The organism is Brevibacterium sp. BDJS002, from assembly GCF_028201555.1.
Classification (GTDB): domain Bacteria; phylum Actinomycetota; class Actinomycetes; order Actinomycetales; family Brevibacteriaceae; genus Brevibacterium; species Brevibacterium aurantiacum.
The window spans coordinates 298,336-320,166 of record NZ_CP116392.1; the positions used below are offsets into that span (position 1 = coordinate 298,336).

Here is a 21,831-nt window from a genome sequence, read left to right on the forward strand (position 1 = left end):
GCCCCGTGCACGCCGAACTTCCGTTGTCCGGTATCACCGTCATCAGCTGCGAGCAGGCCGTGGCGGCACCGTTCGCCTCCAGGCAGCTCGCCGATCTGGGTGCGCGCGTGATCAAGATCGAGCGCCCCGGAACCGGAGACTTCGCCCGCGGCTACGACACCACCGTCAACGGCATGGCAAGCCACTTCGTATGGCTCAACCGCAACAAGGAGAGCCTGAGCCTCGACCTCAAGCACCCGCAGGGCAAAGCGATTCTCAAGAGCCTCGTCGCCGAGGCCGACGTGTTCATCCAGAACTTCGCCCCCGGAGCCGCCGAACGCTTGGGCTTCGGCGCCGATGACCTGCGCGGGACCAATGACCGACTCATCTACGCCTCGATCTCCGGATACGGACCAGACGGGCCGTACAAGAACGCCAAGGCATACGATGCACTTGTGCAGGCCGAAGCAGGATTGGTCTCCGTGACAGGGACCGAGGATCACCCCGCGAAGACGGGGATCTCAACGGCGGACATCTCCGCCGGCATGTACACCTATTCCGGCATCCTCACCGCCCTGTTCAACCGTGAGAAGACAGGCGAAGGCGCCACCCTCCAAATCAGCCTCTTCGACTCCCTCGTCGAATGGATGGGCTACCCCCTCTACTTCACCCACGGCAGCGGCACCCGCCCCACCCGGGCAGGGACCTCCCATGCCGCCATCGCCCCCTATGGTGCCTTCACCTGCGGCGACGGAACCCAGATCATGCTCGCAATCCAGAACGAACGCGAATGGAAGAGCTTCGCCATCCAGGTCCTGGGCCGCGATGACATGGTCACCGACGAACGCTTCGACCGGGCCGCCCACCGATACGCCCACAGGGACGAACTCCAGACCATCATCGAAGAAGTCTTCGCCGACTTCACCGGTGCGCAGTGCGATGAGCTCCTCGAAACTGCCAAGGTCGCACACTCGCGACAGCGCGACATGACCGAGATCGCCGATCACCCGCAGCTGGTCGAACGTGACCGTTGGCAGGATGTCGGCTCCCCGGTGGGACCGATCTCCATGCTCGTGCCCCCGGTCGAAATGTCCGGTGTCGTTCCTCGGATGGACCCGATTCCCGACGTGGGCGACCATACGGAGTCCATCCTCGGTGATCTCGGATTCAGCCCGGAGAAGGTTGCCGAACTCCATCGTGAAGGAGCCATCTGAACGCCATGGCCGATCAATCCGCACCCGCAGCTTCCACCGTCGCCTACACTCCGCTGCTGCCCACTCACGGTGACGGCCCGGCCATGCGGCGCCTCGACATCGACGGAGTCGAAACGGTCCACGCCGATGTGGCCGGCCAGTCCAGGTCCTTCCTGCAGGTGGCACCGTCGACGCTGACCGACCTCGCCGAGGTCGCGTTCAAAGAGGTCTCCCACTACCTGCGCACCGACCACCTGGCCAGCCTGCGCGCGATCATCGACGATCCGGAAGCCAGCGCCAACGACGTCTTCGTCGCACTGGACCTGCTGCAGAACGCCTCGGTCTCGGCCGGAGAGATCCTGCCCATGTGCCAGGACACCGGCACCGCGATCGTCTCCGCCAAACGCGGACCCAATGTGCTCACCGACGGTGACGACGCCAAACATCTCTCGGCCGGCATCCACCGGGCCTATGAGGAACTCAACCTCCGCTACTCCCAGCTCGCCCCGGTCAGCCTCTTCGAAGAGAAGAACACGGGCACCAACCTGCCCGCGCAGATCGAAGTCGGCTTGAGCCCGGCCGATGACTACGAGCTGCTGTTCATGGCCAAAGGCGGGGGAAGTGCGAACAAATCCTTCCTCTACCAGGAGACGAAGGCCGTGCTCAACGAGGACTCGATGCTGAAGTTCCTCGCCGAGAAGATCTCCACCCTGGGCACCGCGGCCTGCCCGCCCTACCACCTCGCGGTCGTCATCGGAGGGCCTTCAGCGGAGTTCACGCTCAAGACCGCGAAGCTCGCCAGCGCCCACTACCTCGACGACCTGCCCACCACTGGTGACGCAACATTGGGTCACGGCTTCCGCGACACGGACTTCGAAGACACCGTGTTCAAGCTGACCCAGACGCTCGGCTTCGGCGCCCAGTTCGGCGGCAAGTACTTCTGCCACGACGTACGCGTCGTCCGACTCCCACGCCACAACGGATCCCTGCCGATCGCAATCGCCGTCAGCTGCTCAGCCGATCGGCAGATCATCGCCCGCATCAACTCAGACGGCGTCTTCATCGAAGAGCTCGAACACGATCCCGCACGGTTCCTGCCCTCCATGGGCCGGGTCGAGGAGATCGAATCCGGCAACGTCACCGAGGTGGACCTCGACCGACCCATGCCCGAACTCCAGTCCCAGCTGAGTGGGCTCGTAGTCGGCGACCGGCTCTCGCTGACGGGCACGGTGATCGTGGCCCGCGACATCGTCCACGCCAACCTGCGACAGCGTCTCAATGAGGGCGGCGAACTTCCCGACTACTTCAAAGACCACCCGATCTACTACGCGGGACCGGCGAAGACACCCGAGGGAATGCCCTCGGGATCGTTCGGGCCGACCACTGCCTCACGGATGGACACCTACGTGCGGCAGTTCCAGGAAGCCGGCGGATCGATGATCATGCTCGCCAAGGGCAACCGGTCCAAACAGGTCAAGGACTCCTGCGCGGAGTTCGGCGGCTTCTACTTAGGCTCCATCGGCGGACCCGCGGCACGTCTGGCCCAGGACTGCATCACCTCCGTCGAGGTCCTCGACATGGAAGACCTTGGGATGGAGGCGGTCTGGCGGATCAAGGTCGAGGACTTCCCGGCCTTCATCATCACCGACGACAAAGGCCACGACTTCTTCGACACCACCGGACCCGACACCACGATCGGACTCGGACGCACACGCACAGCCAAGGACGGCGCCCGCCTGGACTGAACACGGCACGGACCACAACGAACACGGCCACGCCGGGCCACCTCGGCGAGGCATTGAAAAGAATTTTCAGCATCAGAGGATAAGGAATTCGACATGGCAGTCAGCAGCGAAGAGCAGATGATGATCGACACGGTCGCCGAGTTCATCGACCACGACGTCAAACCCCACGTCAACCGGGTCGAGCACGCCGACGAATACCCGGAGAAGTGGATCCAGACCATGAAGGACATGGGCATCTACGGTCTCGCGATCGACGAACCCTGGGGCCCGGGCAAGGTCTCGACCGAGGCCTACGCGCTCATCACGCAGGAACTGGCCCGCGGGTGGATGTCCCTGGCCGGGGCCATGGGCGGGCACACCGTCGTCGCCAAGCTCATCGCCGAATACGGCACGGCCGAGCAGAAGGACAAGTACCTGCCGCGCATGGCCACCGGCGAACTGCGCGCGACCATGGCCCTGACCGAACCCGGCGGCGGCTCCGACCTGCAGGCCATGCGCACCGTCGCGACCAAGGACGGCGAGGACTACGTCATCAACGGGTCGAAGACCTGGATCACCAACGCCCGCAAGTCCGACCTCATCGCCCTGCTCGTCAAGACCGACCCGAGTGCCGAACCTCGACACAAGGGCATCTCGATCATCCTCGTCGAAAAGGCCGAGGGCTTCACCGTGTCGAAGAACCTCTCGAAGCTGGGCTACAAGGGTGTCGAGACCTGCGAGCTCGTGTTCGAGAACCTGCGCCAGTCGCAGTCCCAACTGCTCGGTGAGAAGGAGGGCGTGGGCTTCAAGCAGATGATGAAGGGCTTGGAGATCGGCCGCATCCAGGTGGCCTCCCGCTCACTCGGCGTGGCCCAGGCTGCCCTCAATGACGCGGTGAAGTACTCCCAGGAACGCGAGTCCATGGGCAAGCCCATCTGGAAGCACCAGGCTGTGGGCAATCAGCTCGCGAAGATGGCCACGAAGCTCGCGGCCGCCCGTCAGCTCGTCCTCCACACCGCTCGCACCTATGATTCCGGTGATCGCGTGGACATGGAAGCGGGTATGGCCAAGTATTACGCCTCAGAGATGGCCGCCGAGGTGGCCCTTGACGCTATCCGTGTCCATGGCGGTTACGGATACTCCACCGAGTACGACGTCGAACGCTACTACCGTGATGCTCCGCTGATGATCGTCGGCGAGGGCACCAACGAAATCCAGCTCGGCGTCATCGCCAAGCAGCTCATCGGCCGCAACAAGGCCTGAGAAGGAGTCTCACTATGACGCATAAGCCCAGGCCTAGGCCGAACACCCCGCACTTCATGACCGAGGACAGGCTCGAGATCCAGGCGCTCGCCCGCGAGTTCGCCCACGATGTCGTCCTGCCGCTGGCCAATGAGCTTGACCCGATCGAGGGGCAGTTCCCCGATTGGTTCATCAAGCAGATGGCCGATATGGGGTTCTTCGGTATCCTCATCCCCGAAGAATACGGGGGCCTGGGACTCGGCGTCTTCGAGTACTGCCTCGTCGCCGAAGAACTCTCCAGAGCCTGGATGAGCGTGGGTGGACTGCTGGCTCGGGGCAACGGGATGGGCGGTGGCTTCTCTCCTGAACAGGAAGCCCGCCTTTTGCCGAAGGTCGCCACAGGCGAATACCTCGGCGCCTTCGCCCTGTCCGAGGCAGAAGCCGGATCCGATGTCGCCAACATCCGCTGCAAGGCCACCCGTGCCGAGGATGGCGGCTGGGTCATCAATGGCACGAAGATGTGGTGCACGTTCGCCGATCAGGCCGACTATGTGATTCTCTTTGCCCGCACCTCGACCGATGAGGCCAAACGCCACCGGGGAATCTCGGCATTCCTCGTGGAGAAGAATCGTGGTGAGTTCCCTGAGGGTATGTCGGGGACTGCGGTGAAGAAGATCGGGTACTTCGGATGGAAGACCTGGGATCTGGCCTTCGACGACTTCCACCTGCCAGCCGAAGCACTGCTCGGTGAGGAAGATCGTGGCTTCTACCAAGCCGTCTCAGGACTCGAAGTGGGCCGTGCTCACACGGCGGCCAGGTCGATTGGTTTGGCACAGGCGGCATTGGAGGATTCGATTGCGTATTTGAAGCAGCGGGTCCAGTTCGGTCACCCCCTGGCTGATTTCCAGCATCTGCGGTTCAAGGTCGCTGACATGGCGGCCCAGATCGAAGCCAGCCGTGCTTTGATGTATCACGTGTGTACACAGATCGATTCTGGTGCACGCTGTGACAAGGAGGCTGCCATGGTCAAGTACCTCGCGGCTGAGATGGCGGAGAAGGTCACCTCGGAGGCCGTGCAGATCCATGGTGGTGCCGGGTACACGAAGGACTTTGCCGTCGAACGTCACTGGCGTGATGCCCGGTTGACGAAGATCTTCGAGGGCTCGTCTGAGATCCAGATGCGCATCATCTCCGATGAACTGTTAGGACGTTGACATGACTGAGATCAATCTGCAGGACTGGGTCGGCCGATCCAGCACCGAAGAAGACATTGCTTCGAGCGTCAGTGCTGCCCGCTTGGCTACGTTGCTCGAACAGGACGTATCGTCGTCGACCGAGCCAGCGAAGCTGTTCCCAGTGGGACACTGGTTGCACTTCGCCGAAGACGACGTTCCGATGAGCGAGCTGGGAACAGACGGTCACGTGAAGCTCGGCGGATTCATGCCCCCGGTCGGACTGCCTCGGCGCATGTGGGCCGGCAGTAACCTGCAGTTCCATTCACCGATTCTCGCCGGGCAGAAGCTGTCACGGACGACGACCATCGAATCGATTACGGAGAAGACCGGCGGCAGTGGTCGCCTATGCTTCGTCATCCTCCGCCACGAAGTCTCCGCCGATGGAAACCTCGCGACAACGGATCGACACACGATCGTCTACCGGGAAGCCACCTCGGCGCCGGAGGGATCCACGGCGGCACCAGCTCGGGCCGATTCACCTGCACCGGAGGGATGGGGCTGGGTGCGCTCGGTGCGACCAAACGAGGTCACCCTCTTCCGCTACTCGGCGTTGACGTTCAACTCCCACCGCATCCACTACGACCACCCGTATGTGACGGGCGTCGAAGGCTACCCGGGACTCGTCACCCACGGCCCGCTGACCGCCACGCTCCTGCTCGACGCATTCATGAAGAACCACCCAGAGGCCACGGTCGCGACGTACGACTTCCGCGCGAAGTCACCCCTGTTCGCGAACGAGCAGATCCACCTCGTCGGACGTCGCACAGATGCCGGCGTGTACGAACTCGAAGCCATCGGACCTGATAGCAAGACCGCCATCGCCGCCACCGTGACAACAGCAGAGAGCTGAGGAGCACCCATGTCTGAGACACGACCCGCACCACTGGCCGGACTCAAGGTCATTGAGATCTCCGCCTTCGTCGCAGCACCTTTGGGGGCGATGACCCTGGCGCAGCTGGGTGCCGACGTCATCCGCATCGACCCGATCGGCGGCAACATCGACGCCAACCGGTGGCCGATCAGCGATGACGGGACGAGCATCTACTGGGCCAGCCTGAACAAGGGCAAGCGCTCGGTGACCCTCGATCTCAAGTCTGAGGAGGGTCAGAAGATCGCCACGGACCTCATCGCCGAGGCGGGCACCCTGGTCACGAACCTGCCCGCCCGTGGATGGTTGAGCTACGAGAACCTCTCCCAGCACCGCGAAGACCTCGTCATGCTGCGGCTCAACGGCTCCCATGATGGGAAGCCGGCCGTGGATTACACGATCAATGCGGCCAGCGGCTTCCCGATTATTACCGGCGATGACGAGCGTCCCGTCAACAATGCTCTGCCGGCCTGGGACGTCGCCGCGGGGCTCTATATTGCGAACGGGATCATGGCTGCTGAGCTGGATCGTCGGTCCTCGGGGAAGGGGCAGGAGATCACCCTCGCCCTGTCTGACGTTATGCTCGCGACTGTCGGCAACCTTGGCTACATCGCCGAGGTGCAGGCGACCGGGAAGACGCGTGGGCCGTTGGGCAATGGACTCTATGGTGCCTATGGGCAATCGTTTAAGACCTCGGATGGTCGCGAGATCATGGTTGCCGTCATCTCGAACAAGCACTGGCGGGGGCTGGGGAAGGCGACGGGGCTGAGCGAGAAGCTTGAGATGATCGGGCCAATGCTCGATGTCGACCTCTCGACTGAGGGCGGTCGGTTCGAGGCTCGCGAGGCCATCGATGCGGTGCTGCGTTCGTGGTTCGCCTCACACACGGCCGGTGAGGCTGCAGAAGCGTTGAGTGGTGCAGGTGTGCTGCAAGGGGAGTTCCAGACGTTTGAAGAGCTCGTCAACAACGATCCATGGTGTTCGTTGGAGAACCCGCTGTTCGGTGAGATTGAGCAGCCAGGAGTGGGGACTGTGCTGGCGCCACGGGTGCCGTTGGCGTTCTCAGGGTCGCCTGCGGGTGTGGCCGTTCCTGCTCCTAGGCTGGGTGGGGATACGGAGAGTGTTTTGGCGAAACTTGAGAATTGAGGATTTTACCAGGTTGATGTCCGATGTGAATCTTGATCAAAAATGACCAACGACCAACCTCGAACAAAGAATAGTTTATAAACGCACGTTACATGTATTCGATGATAAGGGCACTAGGGTGGTCGACCTCATGCAACTTAAAAGAAGACATGAACAAAGGCGATGACAGCTCAAATCTCTACGGAAACAGGAAAACCGATGCTACTGTGACAGGGTGATCGACGACACTCAAGACAAAGTCAGCGTGCAGCCCTCCATATCATCCATTGCTGACCTGCTAAGCGTGCTCGCACCCTATACTGCTGATGAGCGCGAGATTTGGTATCGGGGGCATAGAGATCACACCTGGCTACTGACCGCCTCGGCCTTCAGGACGGCAGGGGTCAGATCAGATGAACGAAATATGCTCGCACGATTCAGGCAAGAAACTGCGATCTCCGGAGCGTCGCACTCCTTGGATGAGTGGGGGTGGGTGTCGTTCTCACAGCATCATGGCCTCCCGACGCGACTTTTAGATTGGACTCAGAATCCGCTTGTCGCCTTGTACTTTGCAATAGAGCTGGAAACGACAAATTTGCCGGAAGAAACTGAGCCTGACGGAGAACTCAACATCCTATGGCCGCATGACCTGAACAAGGAAGCCGGCGACAGCGATCAGGGGCATCCTAAGCTTCTTTCTGACGCGGAAGGTCGGCTTGAGTATTATCGGCCGGGAAGAGATAACGAAAATCCATCGAAGCCAAGAGCTGTGATAGCCCCAATGGCATTCGACAGGATTAGATTCCAAGCTGGAACCTTTACAATCGAACAGGCCCCCCAGGGAGCGCGAGACGGGGAGCCGCTGCGCAGCTCTCGTGCAACTCGAAATTTTTCAATTCCAGGAAAAGCGAAACGACAATTGCGGGACGAGCTCGAAATACTTGGTTATAACAATGTGACTATATACCGCGACCTTGACCGGATTGCAGCGCGAATAAAAAATGGCGCGACGAAGGGGTTCTAATGAGAATACGCACCGCGCTATTAGATGAGATCACGCTACTGAGGTTTAATCGCTTGAGGTCCGTTGTAAACTTAGATCCGCCTTATCAACGAGAGGGGGGTATATGGTCAACTGATACAAGACGAACGCTCATAGATTCCATCATAAACGGACTCGACATACCTAAGCTATATTTCGAGGCCAATAGCTCACATAATCTAAACGCCGACGGCCTCACTTACCAGTATTCGGTCATAGACGGGAAGCAGAGGCTGGAAGCAGTCATATCCTTCCTTGATAACGAACTCGCATTAGATGACAAGTTTATATTTTTTGAGGATTTGTCTGTGAGCGCTGCCGGTATGACCCTTGATGAGCTAGATCAGCAATATCCACTTTTGGCTCGTCGTTTTCTTGAATACCAGTTGCCGATTGTTAGAGTCGAAAGCGACAGTGACGACTTGATTGAAGAAATGTTTCAGCGTCTAAATGCATCGAGTTCTTTGAATGCAGCTGAGCGCAGGAACTCGCTGAGTGGGCCGACTAAAAAAGCCGCTAACGAGCTCGCCGAACATGATCTGCTGAGAGAGTCGTCGCCGATACGGAACGCAAGATACAAGTATCGCGAATTGGCGGCGAAGTTTCTTGCTATAGAGCACCAGTTTGATGTGCTGGGGCACGTGACGGACACTAAAGCCGCTACGCTGTACAAGCTCTTTCAGGACACGCGCGGAGAGTCGCCGCGAATTACTTCAGATAGAATGGAGTGGTATTTCAGTCAAGCTTCCGGCCTTCTTAGATCGATGAGGCCGGTGTTTCAGGAAGACGACCGCTTGCTGGCTTCAATCGGAACTGTTGTCGTCTATTATCTTTCTTTTCGCAATGCGAATTTTTCCCGAGTCGTGTCCCGCGATGCTCTTGTTCGCTTTGAAAGTGCGCGCCGAGAGGCGGGGGCTCGGGATGAGCGGAAGGGCCCAGGCCAAGAGAGTGACTATCTGATTGAGTACAATTCTCTCGTGCAATCGACGAATGATGGGGCTGCCTTAATGCGACGCTCCGAGATCTTGGTGGCCTTTGTGGAGAACGAAGGCGGGCCTGCATGGTACGAGCAGTTAGTCGAGGTCGAGGAAGACTTTTTCCCTGAAATGGATGATATCGAATCGGACAGTATCTAATGTTGACAATTTGTGTTAACGGGCTGGAGACGGCCGAGCGTCTTGAATTTCACTATTAAGTGCCCGTATGGGTACGGCTACACTCTCGCATTCTGATCTGACTCATTATAGCTCTGTGGCGTGAGTGACCATTGAGCCGGACGATCTTTCGATCACCTAGATGATCGCTGCGCTATGAAGTCGTGAACTTCAATTTCTAGTTCTTCAACGGATTTATCATTATCTCTTAGTTTCGCAGCCCATGGTCGTCCGGGATGGATCATGTCCCATTTCGGGCGCTGCATATCTTTTCTGCCTGTTCCCGGCGCGTGGTTGCCAAGGCCATCCAAAAGAGAATTCCATACCGGTGTATGCTCCCTGATAGAGACGATTTCTGCCAACGGGACCCAGGTTGGTGCGACCACAAGGTATCGAACGGAGAAATCGCAGATATCTACATTGGTTGCTTGTGCTATGGAAGTTCGATGAGATGAAATCCTGTTTTTTAAACGATTTCCATCCAAGATGTTTTTCTGGTCTGGGTCTCCTTTCCTTTCGCTTTGGGCCTCAGCTTTACCGATATATAGTGGCCATGTTCCAGCAGTTTGTCGATTTTTTTCGGCAATCGTGTTGTACAAGGGGAAGTTTCCCGAATAGTATAATGCGTATATTCCTTGACCGCTGAAATTCGGAAGATTATTGATTGGTACAACTGGGCGCTGGTCGAGTGCCCGGGATATACTTTCTCCGAGGTTTTCGTACGAAAGTGGATCGAACGCAATGTCTTGCTCTAGCCTGATGTTCGTGAAGTGATAATCATAGCGAGACTTGTGGCCGTCTTTGTGCGTGTTTGTTTCTTGAATTATGCCACCTTAACAGAACGTGTTGATTCTTTCGTTACTTTCGCTGAACCCTCAAAACGTAGGTGATTAGCAACGCTGCTCATGACCTGCTCGGCAAGTCTTACGGGCACTGCATTTCCAATTTGTCGCATGGCTTCTCCCCACGCGCCGTGCAACGCGTAGTTATCCGGGAAAGTTTGCATACGTGCGGCTTCGCGGATCGTGAAGTATCGGATTCGACCGTTGGGAAAGCGAATCATGTTTTCGCCTCCAGGCACACCGTGGGCGCCGGCTTTCAGCGTCTTGGCTGGTGAGTCGATGGGTGACCCAGTGTGTCCAGGGTAGCTCCTAGCTCCGGGCTGGAGTACATGGTTTAGCGATTGGTTCGCGTTTGAGCGGGATGGTTTTGGGAGATCGCCGATGGCGTCTCGGACAGTCTTCCATGGGTTCAGGGAAGGGTCACCGGTCGCGCGCTCTACGTTGATTTGCTGTTGACCTGCTACTTCGTGTCGTGACCAGTAAGTTCCGTCTAGTTGTGACTGGAGTAGGGATGACCCAGAATGGGTTGGTTCTGGGAAGGACCATTGCGCTTGTACGTCGGATCTGAATCCGACGATGAATACGCGATGCCGGTGTTGGGGGACTCCATAATCTGCGGCGTTTACCAGTTTTACGACGACATTATAGTGCAGGTCGTCTTCTGAAGAGGTATGAACCTGCTCTAGCCGACGGAGGTGCTCAGTCCAGGTCTCGCCATCACGTTCTCTGAGTAGAGGGTGCTCAAGCCGCAGCCGTATGTAGCTGAAATAGTCTTGAAACGAGGTGCGCGTCAAACCTCGAACGTTTTCTACTACAAAGGCGCGGGGTTGTACATTGGCAATGGCTTCGGTCATGGCTGGGAACATGTCTCTAGGATCGTCTGCAGCGCGCGCTCTACCGCCTAAGGAGAACGGCTGACACGGGGGACCTCCAGAGATGATGTCTATGTTGCGTCCGGCGAATTGTCTCCAATTGACATCTCGTACGTCTCCTCGGATTACGTCTAGGTTTCGAACTAGCGGGTAATCCCGTTTTGCGTTGTTCGCGAGAGTGTCACAAGCCCAGCGATCCCACTCAATTGCTGCCACGTGGTTGACTCCTGACGATGCCGAGCCCAGCAACATCCCGCCGCCTCCTGCGAATAGCTCAATCCCACTTAAGCTCATTCAGTCGGCCCTCTCTAATGTTGAAATGTTATTTGCTGCGAATGGCACCATAGGTGACTGAATCTAGTATGGCCCATCTATTTCTGATTGTTGCATACAGCGGTGACATGGTGGTCTAGGTGCTTCGGCGGGTAACACAATAGATCAACGAAGCGGAGGGGACGGGATGAATCCTGAGTAGTGGACACGCTGAGACTGGCCCATAATGGGCCGGAGAATGCGAGTAGAAACCATGCCGAAGAAGAAGTACTCGGACGAGTTCAAAGCCGACGCCGTCGAGCTGTATGGGACTCATCCTGACATGTCCTATACCCAGGTCGCTGCTGACCTTGGCGTCTCCCGCGGCGCGATCAAGACGTGGGTGTTCCAGACTCGGAAGGCTACGTGAGCGGTACCCAAGAGCGCCCGCTCATCCGGAGACACCGGAAGAGGAGGTGGCTCGCCTACGGGTGGAAAACGACTCGTTACGAGCCGACAAACGGTCTCTGCGCACTGATGTAGAGCGTTTGGAAGAAGAACGGGCGATACTGCGCAAGGCCACGAAGTATCTCGCGGCAGAGACGACCTGGTGATCCGCTTCCAGCTCGTTGACGACCACCGAGACATCCATGGGGTGAAGCGGGTGTGTGAAGTGTTGGGTATTCAACGCTCAAGTTATTACAAGTGGCGAGACTCACGTCAGGATCGAGCTGATCTTCAGGCAGCTGATGATGCTCTGGTTCCGCAGATCGCTGACATCCATCGAGTTTGGGATCGCACGTATGGGTACCGGCGGATCACCGTCGAGTTAGCCGCAGACGGGCCGGTCAACCATAAACGGGTCGCTCGGCTGATGCGTGCGAACAACATGTCGGCATTCACTTGCGCAAACCGCAGATCACCACGGTCAAGGATCCGGGTGCCCAGGTCTTTGCTGATCGGGTGAAGAGGGACTTCACCGCAGACCGGCCCGGTGAGGTTTACGTCGGCGACATCACTTACCTGCCATATGCTCACGAGGGGAAGTTCTTGTATCTGGCGACGGTGATCGATGTGTGTTCGAAGCGAATCGTGGGGTGGTCGATAGCTGATCATATGCGCACCAGCCTCGTCGAAGACGCTCTACAGAACGCATCAAATAATAGAAAAACACTATGGGATGCGATTTTTCACAGTGATCACGGACGACAATATACGTCCACGGCGTTTCAGGCTACGTGCCGCAGTTTGGGGGTGGTCCAGTCGATGGGTGGGACTGCTGAAGGTTTGGTTGACTTCACGACTGGATAAATTCCAGGAAGGATAGAAGTCATGCCAAAGATCTACACCGATGAGTTCAAGCAATCAGCGCTCGAGCTCTTGGACGATGGAATGACCCAGAAGCAGGTGTGTGCCGACCTCGGTATCTCGAAGTCAGCTCTCCAGGCCTGGGTGCGTGACTCGCGGCTACGCGAGCACGGACTCGAGCCCTCCCGTGATGTCGAGGAGTCACGCGCCCAGGCGGCAGCGCTGAAACGCATTCGCGAGCTCGAGCGTGAGAACAAGATCCTCCGCGAGGCCGCAGCGTACCTCTCGCAAGCGAACTTGAAGCTCGGTGGCCATCACCCAAAATGATGTACCCGCTGGTCCTTGACCTTGCTGCCACCGGGGTGCCGGTGGCAGTGACCTGTCGGGTGCTCGGCTTTACCAAGCAGGGGTTCTACAAGTGGTGCGCTCATCCGGTCTCAGCTCGGGACTGGGACGAGGCACATCTGATCAATGCCGCCTACGACGTTCATACGGACGATCCTGAGTTCGGGCACCGGTTCATCGCCGATGAACTCCACGCCGCGGGTCTGCAGATGTCAGAGCGTCGTGTGTGGCGATTGTGCTCGCAGCAGCAGTTGTTCTCGCACACGATCAAACGAGCCCGGAAACACGGCAAGAAGCCCGGCCCGCCAGTGTGTGACGACCTCGTCGAACGCGACTTCACGGCCAAGGCAATCAACGAGTTGTGGCTGACCGACGTTACCGAACACCACACCAGTGAGGGCAAGCTGTACATGTGCGCGGGCAAGGACGTGTTCAGCAGTCTGAGCATTATTCACCTAATGCAACAGTCTAGCTTTCACCTGTCGACGCTCCCTCTCAGAGGGCAATGTCACATAGGGTTGAAGGGGCTGATGCAAGGAGAGGTGACAAATCCCGTGCAGGACGTGGTCGAACCCTTCGGCTAGTGCATGGGCACGAACATCCTTGAGTTTGCGAGCAGACCGGTCCAATTTAAATCACGATTCATTCCGGTGCACTCGAGTGAAGCTGCCAATTCCGATATTCCTCCTGCCTCCTTGCTGGGAGATTCAGCATTTGAGATCTCAACGTCCTGAATTCCTTGTTCCGGCACACTTACCGGACGTCGCTGTCTGCATGAGCACTCCAGTCAGAGGGCAGGGCAACGACGTTGGTCTGCTGGACTGCACAGATCCACCACTTGCCGGCGCACTCGATCAGCGTCCACGTGCCCGAGTTACACCGCACATCACCTTCACCCGCAGTCGTCTCCTGAAGCGTGTGCACAATTGCAATCGTTGGGGCGAGGAAGCCAACGCTCTCCACCTTCAAGGCAACGTGAAGACCGTGCGCGTGCCCTTCCAAGCGTTCTTTGTGATAGCTATGGATCGCGTCCCAACCAGTCATTCTTTGACCTGCGGCAGTGACTTGGACGGCGTCTCGACTGAAATGGGCATCGAAGATGTCGGCGTCTTGCTGATGGAATCCGTCTTCAAGCCGTTTAAATACTGAAGTGATTTCGCTTCTGGCTCGTTTGTCTGAATTGTCGATCAGTCCAGTTGGGCGCACCCTGACTCCTCCGAGATGACGTGTGTCTGCACCTTGTGAAATTCTACGCCTGCGAAGGAGACAGGCACGGTGTCATCAGGGCCCTCGTGCCCTATCCGAAGACGGCTGCTTGTCTCGACGAACCTCGGGTAGACACTGTTCTGTCATTCGTCGGCTCGGCAAAGGCGAGATAGGACGGAAGCTCGCCGAAATAGGTGAGGTACAGTTCGTGCATTGCTCTGGTGCAGGCGATGTAGAGCATGCTTTTGTCGACGTCGGACGTGTACCTGTCAGCGGACACGCCAGGCACAATCACCGTATCGAACTCGAGACCTTTGGCCACGTGAGCCGAAGTGATGACCACTCCGCTTGCGAACTCCTCGCTGTCATAGTCGAGTAAGGTCATGTCAGCACCTGCCTCTCTCAACGCATCATGCAATTCCCTGGCTTGTTCGATTGTTCGGCACACAATGCCCAGCGACTGCTGTGGCCCTGCTGAATGAGAATCGATCAGATTCGTGATCACGGCCACCTCGTCGAGTGTGTCCTCGGTGCGAATGACCTCCGGGGGTCGGCCGTGCCGATCGACCGATTCGAGGCGATCATTGTGTGAGATGCCCTGTGCGAAGGAAATGATCTCAGACGTCGAGCGATAGCTGCGATACATCTCCAAACAGTTGGCCTCGGGGAAGATCTCGCGGATCGTCGACAGGCTCGAGGAGCTGAATGGGTTCACCTTCTGATCAGCATCGCCAAGAATCGTCATGCGACAGGGGAAAAGCGCTTTGACTACGGCGTATTGAGCCGGCGTGTAGTCCTGCATCTCATCGACGAGTAAGTGGCGGATATTCTGATAGGTTTCAAACTCAGTCGTCCTCAGCCGCGTGAGAATAAGCGGAAAGACATCAGCGTATTCGAGTCGATTGCGCCCGGCCATGACAAACAGCCCCTTCTCTTCGCGTGAGGCCAGGAACGCCTTATACATCGACAACGGGTCCTTATAGGGGAACAGTCCGAGAACCTGCTTCCTGACTTCCCGTTCGTCAGCGGTCTTCCACCCGCGACGATCCTTCTTAAAACGCTGTCCCAGAGTGGTCACGGCAATCTTCGCCGCGCGTTCGAGACAAGCGAAGACGGGCAGGAAACTGCATCGTTCGAAGATTTCGGCCATCTCCGCAGCCGAAATCTCCTCCCCACGATGGCTGACCGCACTCGGGGCGAGTGTGGTGGCGATTTCGGTGTGAATCCAGGTTTCGAGATCATCGACGAAATCAGCTCCGGCTTTGTGCCGCATCCGATCGGAAGCCGCGTCGTGAGGATGCTCGAGAACGTGAGAGACCTGCTCATTGAAAGTCTGGAAGCCCAGTTTGGGAGGCAGATATTTCTCTGCCAGGGTCCCGAAATCGATTTCAGCGATCTGTTCCTCACCGAGTTCCGGCAGCACTCCGGAGATGTAGTCGGTGAAGACCTTGTTGGGCGAGAGGATCATGACATTTGACGAGTTGAGGCTCTCTTTGAACCGGTAGAGCAAGAAGGCGACTCGGTGAAGAGCGATCGATGTCTTGCCGGACCCAGCCACGCCTTGCAGGATGAGCACTTCAGCGGCCTCGTTGCGAATGATCGCGTTCTGCTCACGTTGAATGGTCGCGACAATGTTTTGCATTTTGTCATCGGCGGAGCGGCTGAGTTCTCGCTGGAGTATCTCATCGTCGATGTTGAGAGCCGACTCGATGACATATTCCATCTGCCCCTGGGCGATCTTGTATTGCCGTTTGCCAGTGATTTCACCATCAATCTGGCCAGCAGGGGCAGTGAAAGATGCTGGGCCCGACTCGTAGTCATAGAACAGGCTCGATACAGGCGCCCGCCAGTCGTGTACGAGGATGTCCTTGGTACCAGGGCGATAGAAATTGTGGACGCCGATGTAGATCTCCTCAGCAGGAAATTCATCGGAGGCATCCGCCGAGTAACCTGTGCGCTCAGGCTTGTCGCGGGTGAAATCGACACGACCGAAATAAGGAGAATCCTGAAGTTTCTCGATCCTCTTGCGCGTCTTTACCGTGTACTCTCCCAGGCCGACGGCCGTTGAGACCAGTGTGCGGATATTTGCCTTCTCCGCGGCGTCCATATCGCGTTGGTTATTCCAGATGAGTTCCTTCTGCGACTGGATCGTGGCATCACTCGTCGCGATCTGATCGGCGACTCGGACGAGTTCGGTGTCGATGAGGGCAAGAGTCGCCGCCAGCTTCTGTCGCTCCTCAGTTTCCATCTGGGATTCTGTCATGAGTGCTCCGTTCCACAGGGGTATCCACCTATAACTCTACATTTACGTAACTGTAGAGTTGAAGTCGGGCCACCCGGAGGTAACGCGCTCTGGAGTGTGGGGGGTTCTACACGCTTCCAAGTTCGGCGATGAATTCGTCGGCCTTGGCCAGTTGCACCACGAGACGCTCCCGCCGCTGTGCGGCGTCCTGCCGGAAGGCCTCCAGTGCTTCCTCGGCACCAGCGCCGGCTCCAGAGGCGCGCGAATCGATGACCGATAGCAACTCCGACATCTGCTCGAGAGAATAGCCGAGGGGCTTCATGTTCTTAATGAGAACGAGACGCCCGAGGTCGGCGGGAGAATAAAGCCTGAATCCTCCGTCGGTTCGCCCAGAAGGAGCGACCAGGCCGATCTCGTCGTAATGTCGTATCGTCCGCAGTGACAGGCCAGCGCGGTCTGCCACCTCTCCGATGTGCATTACATGGTCATCGGTCACACTACCCACCCACACTTTCGTAATCTCCTGGCGGCGCACACCTTGCCCCGAGTTCATGATTTCGCACCTGTCGATACAGTCTACGAGCATTAGGTCGCGAGACGACCACATTGTCGACTCAACACTCACGTAAGGGTAGAGTTAAGGCCATAGGCAACCGCGCTGCTCACCGACCGCCCTGGCACTGATGAGGGCAACGGCAGCGGTTGACTCCGTATCGCTTTCGCCGTCTACCGGGCGGTGTCTTTGCCGGGACAGCCTGGACCTGTCCCACGACTTAGGAGGTTTTCACTATGGATCCGGTCACTCGTCTCGAACTGGTACGCGCCATATCGTCTGCATTTGGATCGACCTCGGTCTCCTCAACTCAGTTGATTGAGGCCGCCCGCACAGCCCACGCCCGGAAGGAGGTACTCGAGACACTGTCGCAGGTCGATCCGGATGCCTCTTTCCGCACCGTCCGTGACCTCTGGACGGTCTTTCCTGAGATGCCTGTCGACGTCTGACATCACACGCTCATCACACACGTGAAATCTCTACAGAAAGTAGGCCGATTTGCCTGTCAATCCTCGTATCAACGAAACAACTGTCCAAGTACTGTCATCACTGTATGAACACTCACGCAGCTTCGCCTCCGATCATGGGCGTGAAATCGAGGCGATCAACAACAGCAATAGCGTCGAGGTCGCCGAGTTCCTGACCCGCGTCCTCGCCGAAGACGCAGCACGTGCGATCAGATGCCAACACTTGCTCGAGCAGGTCTTCTCCGGCGAAGACGACTTCCTCTCCGGGCTGGCGGAATCAAGCACTCAAGAGACGCAGACACCAACCGTGTCAGGGGACGCCGACGCTAGTCTTTTGCGGCCATGAACGGTTTGCACATTAGATCGGGGTGGGCTCGGCTCACCGATTGCAGGCGCCACTGGTCGCTGAACACCGCGATCAGCTCACCGTCTGCCCGCTCGAGGACCTCCACACCGCGTTCGGCGTTAAGAGTGCCCGCCGATCGCTCATCCGTACGACGCGCCAGCGAATAGTTCAGCATCTCCAAGCGGATCGGAGCACCCAGCTCGCCGCGCAGTCGGTGGTCTGCGACCTCGAATTGCATGGGACCGACAGCGGCGAGGACGGGAGCCTGGTCTCCACGCAGATCTGAGCGAAGCACCTGAACGACACCTTCTGCCTCCAGTTGGGCGATCCCGCGACGAAACTGTTTATAGCGACTGTTGTCCAAAGCCCGGGCCACAGCGAAGTGCTCCGGTGAGAAGGTAGGCATCGGCGGGAACTCAACAGGCGTATGCGTGTAGAGGGTATCGCCAATCGTCAATGCTGAGGCGTTGACGAGACCGACGACATCGCCAGGGAACGCCATATCGACGACGTCGCGAGACTGACCGAACGTCTGCTGAGCATATTTGGTCGCGAATCCGCGGCCCGTGCGGGCAATGGTCACGTTCATGCCGCGTCGGAAGATTCCTGAGCAGATGCGCATATAGGCTAGGCGGTCACGGTGTGCTGAATCCATGCCCGATTGAAGCTTGAAGACGAAGGCACTAAACGGTTCTTCGAGAGCACGAGTCTCGCCGTTGGCGGTGTTTCGAGCTTCAGGTGCTGGGGCGAGGTCAACGAGGATGTCGAGGAGGCGTCGTACCCCGAAATTGCGAACCGCGGCGGCAAAGATCACTGGTGTGGACAGGCCAGCAAGAAAGGTCTCCTGATCGTGATCGTCGCCCGATGCGCTGAGCAGGTCCGCCCCTTCGAGGGCCGTCGTCCAATCCTGGCCGACCCGTGCAGCGGCCTCGTCTGGTGCGAAATGCTCCTCCGGTGCAATCTGTGCACCTCCAGCGGTGGCTGTGAGCTCAACATATTCGCCGGTTTCTCGGTCAAGGAACCCGTGGAAGTCTCCCGATATCCCCACCGGCCAGGTCAAAGGGGTCGGTTCGAGGCCGGTCTTCTCAGTGATTTCGTCCATGAGCTCAAGGGGATCCAGACCTGGGCGATCCCATTTGTTGATGACTGTGATGATGGGAATGCCGCGATGTCTGCACACCTCGAAGAGCTTCATCGTCTGAGTCTCGATGCCCTTGGCTGCATCGATGAGCATGATGGCAGCATCGACTGCTGCCAAGACGCGGTAGGTGTCTTCGGAGAAGTCGGCGTGGCCTGGGGTATCAAGCAGGTTGAGGACGGTATCGCGATACATCAGTTGAAGCGATGCCGAGGTGATGGAGATACCTCGATCTTGTTCCATGTCCATCCAGTCGGAGACGGTGCTTTTGCGACTGGCCTTGCCATGTATGTGACCGGCCTCGCTGATGGCATGAGCGTGGAGGGCAAGTGCCTCAGTGAGGGTCGACTTGCCAGCATCCGGATGACTGATGACGGCAAAGGTGCGGCGGCGAGCCCCCTGCCTGACCGCCTCGACAGCGTCGTCGTGGGTGTGTCCGTTCGTGTGGTTCGTTGTCATCTCGCCTCTCCATCAGTTCCTCGTCATTGACGTTCAGGAGGCTGGTCTAGGCGAAGATGACGACAGCAGTCACCAAAGGGGCCCGCCGATAGGCTCGCACAAGATGGCGTTTGATCGTGGTGGAGATCAAAGCCTCCAGACCGTTCGTGTCGTCAATTTCAGACGTCGCCGGCTTCGCCAAGGCCGAGTCGACCTTCTTTGCCGCTGAGTTGAAGATTGTCTCGTCGTGGATGAATCCGCGAGAGATGAACTCCAGTGGTTCGGCCAAGGTATTGGTATCGGCGTCAACGATCGCGACGACGGTGACCACTCCACCCTCTTGGAGTAGTCGGCGCTCTCCCAGGGTCTTTTCGGTGACTTTGCCAACGGTGTCGCCATCGACATAGACCAATCCAGCCTCGACCTTGCCAGAGATCCGAGCAGCACCGTCAACGAGGTCGACCGTGTAGCCGTCAGCTGCGATGAGGACGTTGTCAGGCGTGATTCCTGTTCGGATCGCCAGATCGGCATTGGCTCGTAAGTGTTTGGATTCTCCGTGCACGGGCATCACGGAGGTCGGTTTGATGAGGTTATAGCAATAGATCAACTCGCCCGCAGAGGCGTGCCCAGAGACGTGGACTTTGGCATTGCCTTTATGCACGACACGCACCCCAAGGTCCGTGAGTTTGTTGATGATGCCGTAGATCGCATTCTCGTTGCCGGGGATCAGGGAGCTGGCCATAAGGACAACGTCGTCGGCATTAAGGCGAATCTGGTGAGTGTCGCTGGCCATGCGCGCCAGGGCCGCCAACGGTTCGCCTTGCGACCCGGTGCACACGATCGTGACCTTCTCATCAGGCATAGTGTGCAGCTTCTTGAAGTCAACGATGAGTCCACGCGGAATCGTGAGATATCCCAGATCCCGGGCGATACCCATGTTCTTGACCATGGATCGACCGACGAAAGCGACCTTGCGTCCATGGGCGTGCGCGGCGTCGAGGACCTGCTGGATGCGATGAACATGACTGGCAAAGCTGGAGACAATGATGCGTTTCGGTGCCGTGGCGAAAACATGATCGATGGCTGGAGTGAGTTCACGCTCGGAGGTGGTGAACCCGGGGACTTCAGCATTGGTCGAGTCTGCCAGGAACAGGTCAACGCCCTCATCGGCAAGTTTGGCGAAATGCCGCAGGTCGGTGATCCTGTCATCGAGCGGGAACTGGTCCATCTTGAAATCACCAGTATGTAGAACAAGGCCGGCCCCGGTGCGAATGGCCACGGCAAGGCCATCAGGGATTGAGTGGTTGACGGCGACGAATTCGAGCCCGAAGGGTTCAGCGTCGTGCCGGTCGCCGGCCTCGACATGAATCAGCTGCGGCGTGATCCGGTGTTCCTTGAGCTTGGATGTGATGAACGCCAGAGTGAGCTCGGAGCCAATGAGGGGAATATCGGGACGTTCTCTCAGCAGGTAGGGAACCCCGCCGATGTGATCTTCGTGGCCGTGAGTGAGTACGATGCCGACAATGTCAGCCAGGCGGTCTCGGATGGAGGTGAAGTCGGGAAGGATGACATCAATGCCTGGTTGGTGCTCTTCCGGGAAGAGGACACCACAATCGACGATGAGCAGTTTTCCGCGGTGTTCGAAGACTGTCATATTGCGCCCGATTTCACCGAGTCCTCCCAATGGTGTGACCCGAAGGCCTCCAGGTTTGAGTGTGGAAGGAGCGGTGAGTGTACGCGTAGAAGAAGCCAAAGAATGGGTCTTTCTTTGTTGAGTGGAACCGCACTATGGCTGGTCCGACTGGTGGTAGTCGATGCCATGGAAACTGGCAGCAACCGAGATCGAATTCCAGTTTAACCTTACGTTACGTGAGAGTTCCACTGGGGCCCGAGGGCAAGGCGACCGGCTCACGTTGCCATCCAGCAAACCTTCCGTTACGGTAGTGTTGCTGAGAAGGTGCTGCACCAATCCAGGCCAGCCCACTCCGCCTTCTGACTGCCCGATCCCTTGAGGAAGCCGACCGCCCTCGGGGGATCGGGCTATCCACGATCTCGAGGATTCTCCGCCCGCACATTCACGTAGCGGTAGAGTTTGCTGTATCAGATTCCCCCTCGACCATTGACTGCACGAAAGGCTCTCCCGACTCATTTCCTCCCTCGACTCTCGCCGTTCAACTCATCGGTCCATCGGCCTGGCCTGGATCGTCACTGTCGTGGCTGGCGGAGTCATCTCTGCAATGACCGCACCTGGACAAACAGC

The 21,831-nt window shown here is 58.0% G+C and carries 20 protein-coding genes and 1 pseudogene; 14 read left to right on the forward strand and 7 right to left on the reverse strand.

Annotated features, from left to right (window positions below; translation table 11 throughout):
- Window positions 1-5: 5 nt before the first annotated feature.
- The 8 genes from PGC08_RS01410 (at window position 6) to PGC08_RS01445 (ending at window position 9,544) form a co-directional block, all read left to right on the forward strand.
- Entirely contained in the window at window positions 6-1,193 is a 1,188-nt protein-coding gene (locus PGC08_RS01410) for a CaiB/BaiF CoA transferase family protein (protein WP_271709324.1), read from the forward strand.
- A gap of 5 nt (window positions 1,194-1,198) precedes the next feature.
- Complete coding sequence (locus PGC08_RS01415) at window positions 1,199-2,917, forward strand: FumA C-terminus/TtdB family hydratase beta subunit (RefSeq protein ID WP_442868143.1); 1,719 nt, start codon at window positions 1,199-1,201, stop codon at window positions 2,915-2,917.
- Between the two features lie 93 nt (window positions 2,918-3,010).
- Window positions 3,011-4,159: an acyl-CoA dehydrogenase family protein gene (locus PGC08_RS01420; RefSeq protein WP_271709325.1), complete on the forward strand. Its 1,149-nt coding sequence runs from the start codon at window positions 3,011-3,013 to the stop codon at window positions 4,157-4,159.
- 14 nt (window positions 4,160-4,173) lie between these two features.
- Complete coding sequence (locus PGC08_RS01425) at window positions 4,174-5,352, forward strand: acyl-CoA dehydrogenase family protein (protein WP_271709326.1); 1,179 nt, start codon at window positions 4,174-4,176, stop codon at window positions 5,350-5,352.
- Between the two features lies 1 nt (window position 5,353).
- On the forward strand, window positions 5,354-6,223 hold the full coding sequence (locus PGC08_RS01430) for an FAS1-like dehydratase domain-containing protein (RefSeq protein ID WP_271709327.1): 870 nt from the start codon (window positions 5,354-5,356) through the stop codon (window positions 6,221-6,223).
- Window positions 6,224-6,232: 9 nt separating this feature from the next.
- Window positions 6,233-7,387, forward strand: a complete 1,155-nt coding sequence (locus PGC08_RS01435) for a CoA transferase (RefSeq protein WP_271709328.1) — start codon at window positions 6,233-6,235, stop codon at window positions 7,385-7,387.
- Window positions 7,388-7,601: 214 nt separating this feature from the next.
- Complete coding sequence (locus tag PGC08_RS01440; protein WP_271709329.1) at window positions 7,602-8,390, forward strand: FRG domain-containing protein; 789 nt, start codon at window positions 7,602-7,604, stop codon at window positions 8,388-8,390.
- Window positions 8,390-9,544, forward strand: a complete 1,155-nt coding sequence (locus PGC08_RS01445) for a DUF262 domain-containing protein (protein ID WP_271709330.1) — start codon at window positions 8,390-8,392, stop codon at window positions 9,542-9,544. The genes PGC08_RS01440 and PGC08_RS01445 overlap by 1 nt, the downstream gene beginning before the upstream one ends.
- 152 nt (window positions 9,545-9,696) lie before the next feature.
- Here PGC08_RS01445 and PGC08_RS01450 read toward each other — a convergent pair whose 3' ends face one another.
- Complete coding sequence (locus tag PGC08_RS01450; RefSeq protein WP_442868144.1) at window positions 9,697-10,161, reverse strand: Eco29kI family restriction endonuclease; 465 nt, start codon at window positions 10,159-10,161, stop codon at window positions 9,697-9,699.
- 224 nt (window positions 10,162-10,385) lie between these two features.
- Complete coding sequence (locus PGC08_RS19485) at window positions 10,386-11,570, reverse strand: DNA cytosine methyltransferase (RefSeq protein ID WP_442868145.1); 1,185 nt, start codon at window positions 11,568-11,570, stop codon at window positions 10,386-10,388.
- Between the two features lie 217 nt (window positions 11,571-11,787).
- Here PGC08_RS19485 and PGC08_RS01455 point away from each other — a divergent pair, with 217 nt between their 5' ends.
- From PGC08_RS01455 to PGC08_RS01465, 5 genes and pseudogenes are all read left to right on the forward strand, one after another.
- Complete coding sequence (locus PGC08_RS01455; protein ID WP_271709331.1) at window positions 11,788-11,958, forward strand: transposase; 171 nt, start codon at window positions 11,788-11,790, stop codon at window positions 11,956-11,958.
- Window positions 11,959-12,201: 243 nt separating this feature from the next.
- Window positions 12,202-12,495: an IS3 family transposase gene (locus PGC08_RS19490; RefSeq protein ID WP_442868175.1), complete on the forward strand. Its 294-nt coding sequence runs from the start codon at window positions 12,202-12,204 to the stop codon at window positions 12,493-12,495.
- Between the two features lie 38 nt (window positions 12,496-12,533).
- Window positions 12,534-12,800 (forward strand): annotated as a pseudogene (locus PGC08_RS19495) (transposase); the annotation flags it as partial.
- A 60-nt stretch (window positions 12,801-12,860) separates the two neighbouring features.
- A complete protein-coding gene (locus PGC08_RS01460) occupies window positions 12,861-13,163 on the forward strand; it encodes a transposase (protein ID WP_009885489.1) in 303 nt (100 codons plus the stop codon).
- Window positions 13,160-13,765: an IS3 family transposase gene (locus PGC08_RS01465; protein ID WP_271709332.1), complete on the forward strand. Its 606-nt coding sequence runs from the start codon at window positions 13,160-13,162 to the stop codon at window positions 13,763-13,765. The genes PGC08_RS01460 and PGC08_RS01465 overlap by 4 nt, the downstream gene beginning before the upstream one ends.
- A 169-nt stretch (window positions 13,766-13,934) precedes the next feature.
- On the opposite strand, the gene PGC08_RS19500 is transcribed toward PGC08_RS01465, so the two are convergent.
- The 3 genes from PGC08_RS19500 to PGC08_RS01480 form a co-directional block, all read right to left on the reverse strand.
- Entirely contained in the window at window positions 13,935-14,387 is a 453-nt protein-coding gene (locus tag PGC08_RS19500) for an SgcJ/EcaC family oxidoreductase (protein WP_164513915.1), read from the reverse strand.
- A gap of 91 nt (window positions 14,388-14,478) precedes the next feature.
- Entirely contained in the window at window positions 14,479-16,650 is a 2,172-nt protein-coding gene (locus PGC08_RS01475; protein ID WP_125240302.1) for a HelD family protein, read from the reverse strand.
- A gap of 106 nt (window positions 16,651-16,756) precedes the next feature.
- A complete protein-coding gene (locus tag PGC08_RS01480) occupies window positions 16,757-17,107 on the reverse strand; it encodes a MerR family transcriptional regulator (RefSeq protein ID WP_125240875.1) in 351 nt (116 codons plus the stop codon).
- Window positions 17,108-17,680: 573 nt separating this feature from the next.
- Here PGC08_RS01480 and PGC08_RS01485 point away from each other — a divergent pair.
- Complete coding sequence (locus tag PGC08_RS01485; RefSeq protein ID WP_092104909.1) at window positions 17,681-17,995, forward strand: hypothetical protein; 315 nt, start codon at window positions 17,681-17,683, stop codon at window positions 17,993-17,995.
- Here PGC08_RS01485 and PGC08_RS01490 read toward each other — a convergent pair.
- Both PGC08_RS01490 and PGC08_RS01495 read right to left on the reverse strand, forming a co-directional pair.
- On the reverse strand, window positions 17,976-19,592 hold the full coding sequence (locus tag PGC08_RS01490) for a peptide chain release factor 3 (protein ID WP_125240301.1): 1,617 nt from the start codon (window positions 19,590-19,592) through the stop codon (window positions 17,976-17,978). The genes PGC08_RS01485 and PGC08_RS01490 overlap by 20 nt on opposite strands.
- 46 nt (window positions 19,593-19,638) lie before the next feature.
- Window positions 19,639-21,225, reverse strand: coding sequence for a ribonuclease J (locus PGC08_RS01495; RefSeq protein ID WP_125240300.1), 1,587 nt, complete (start codon window positions 21,223-21,225; stop codon window positions 19,639-19,641).
- Between the last annotated feature and the right edge of the window lie 606 nt (window positions 21,226-21,831).

Coding starts and splice junctions, on each gene's coding strand:
- PGC08_RS01455 (WP_271709331.1), top strand. CDS start 11,788: ATGCGAGTAGAAACCATGCCGAAGAAGAAGTACTCGGACGAGTTCAAA.
- PGC08_RS01430 (WP_271709327.1), top strand. CDS start 5,354: ATGACTGAGATCAATCTGCAGGACTGGGTCGGCCGATCCAGCACCGAA.
- PGC08_RS01475 (WP_125240302.1), bottom strand. CDS start 16,650: ATGACAGAATCCCAGATGGAAACTGAGGAGCGACAGAAGCTGGCGGCG.
- PGC08_RS01480 (WP_125240875.1), bottom strand. CDS start 17,107: ATGCACATCGGAGAGGTGGCAGACCGCGCTGGCCTGTCACTGCGGACG.
- PGC08_RS01490 (WP_125240301.1), bottom strand. CDS start 19,592: ATGACAACGAACCACACGAACGGACACACCCACGACGACGCTGTCGAG.
- PGC08_RS01415 (WP_442868143.1), top strand. CDS start 1,199: ATGGCCGATCAATCCGCACCCGCAGCTTCCACCGTCGCCTACACTCCG.
- PGC08_RS01445 (WP_271709330.1), top strand. CDS start 8,390: ATGAGAATACGCACCGCGCTATTAGATGAGATCACGCTACTGAGGTTT.
- PGC08_RS01460 (WP_009885489.1), top strand. CDS start 12,861: ATGCCAAAGATCTACACCGATGAGTTCAAGCAATCAGCGCTCGAGCTC.
- PGC08_RS01425 (WP_271709326.1), top strand. CDS start 4,174: ATGACGCATAAGCCCAGGCCTAGGCCGAACACCCCGCACTTCATGACC.
- PGC08_RS01465 (WP_271709332.1), top strand. CDS start 13,160: ATGATGTACCCGCTGGTCCTTGACCTTGCTGCCACCGGGGTGCCGGTG.
- PGC08_RS01420 (WP_271709325.1), top strand. CDS start 3,011: ATGGCAGTCAGCAGCGAAGAGCAGATGATGATCGACACGGTCGCCGAG.
- PGC08_RS01495 (WP_125240300.1), bottom strand. CDS start 21,225: ATGACAGTCTTCGAACACCGCGGAAAACTGCTCATCGTCGATTGTGGT.
- PGC08_RS01435 (WP_271709328.1), top strand. CDS start 6,233: ATGTCTGAGACACGACCCGCACCACTGGCCGGACTCAAGGTCATTGAG.
- PGC08_RS19485 (WP_442868145.1), bottom strand. CDS start 11,570: ATGAGCTTAAGTGGGATTGAGCTATTCGCAGGAGGCGGCGGGATGTTG.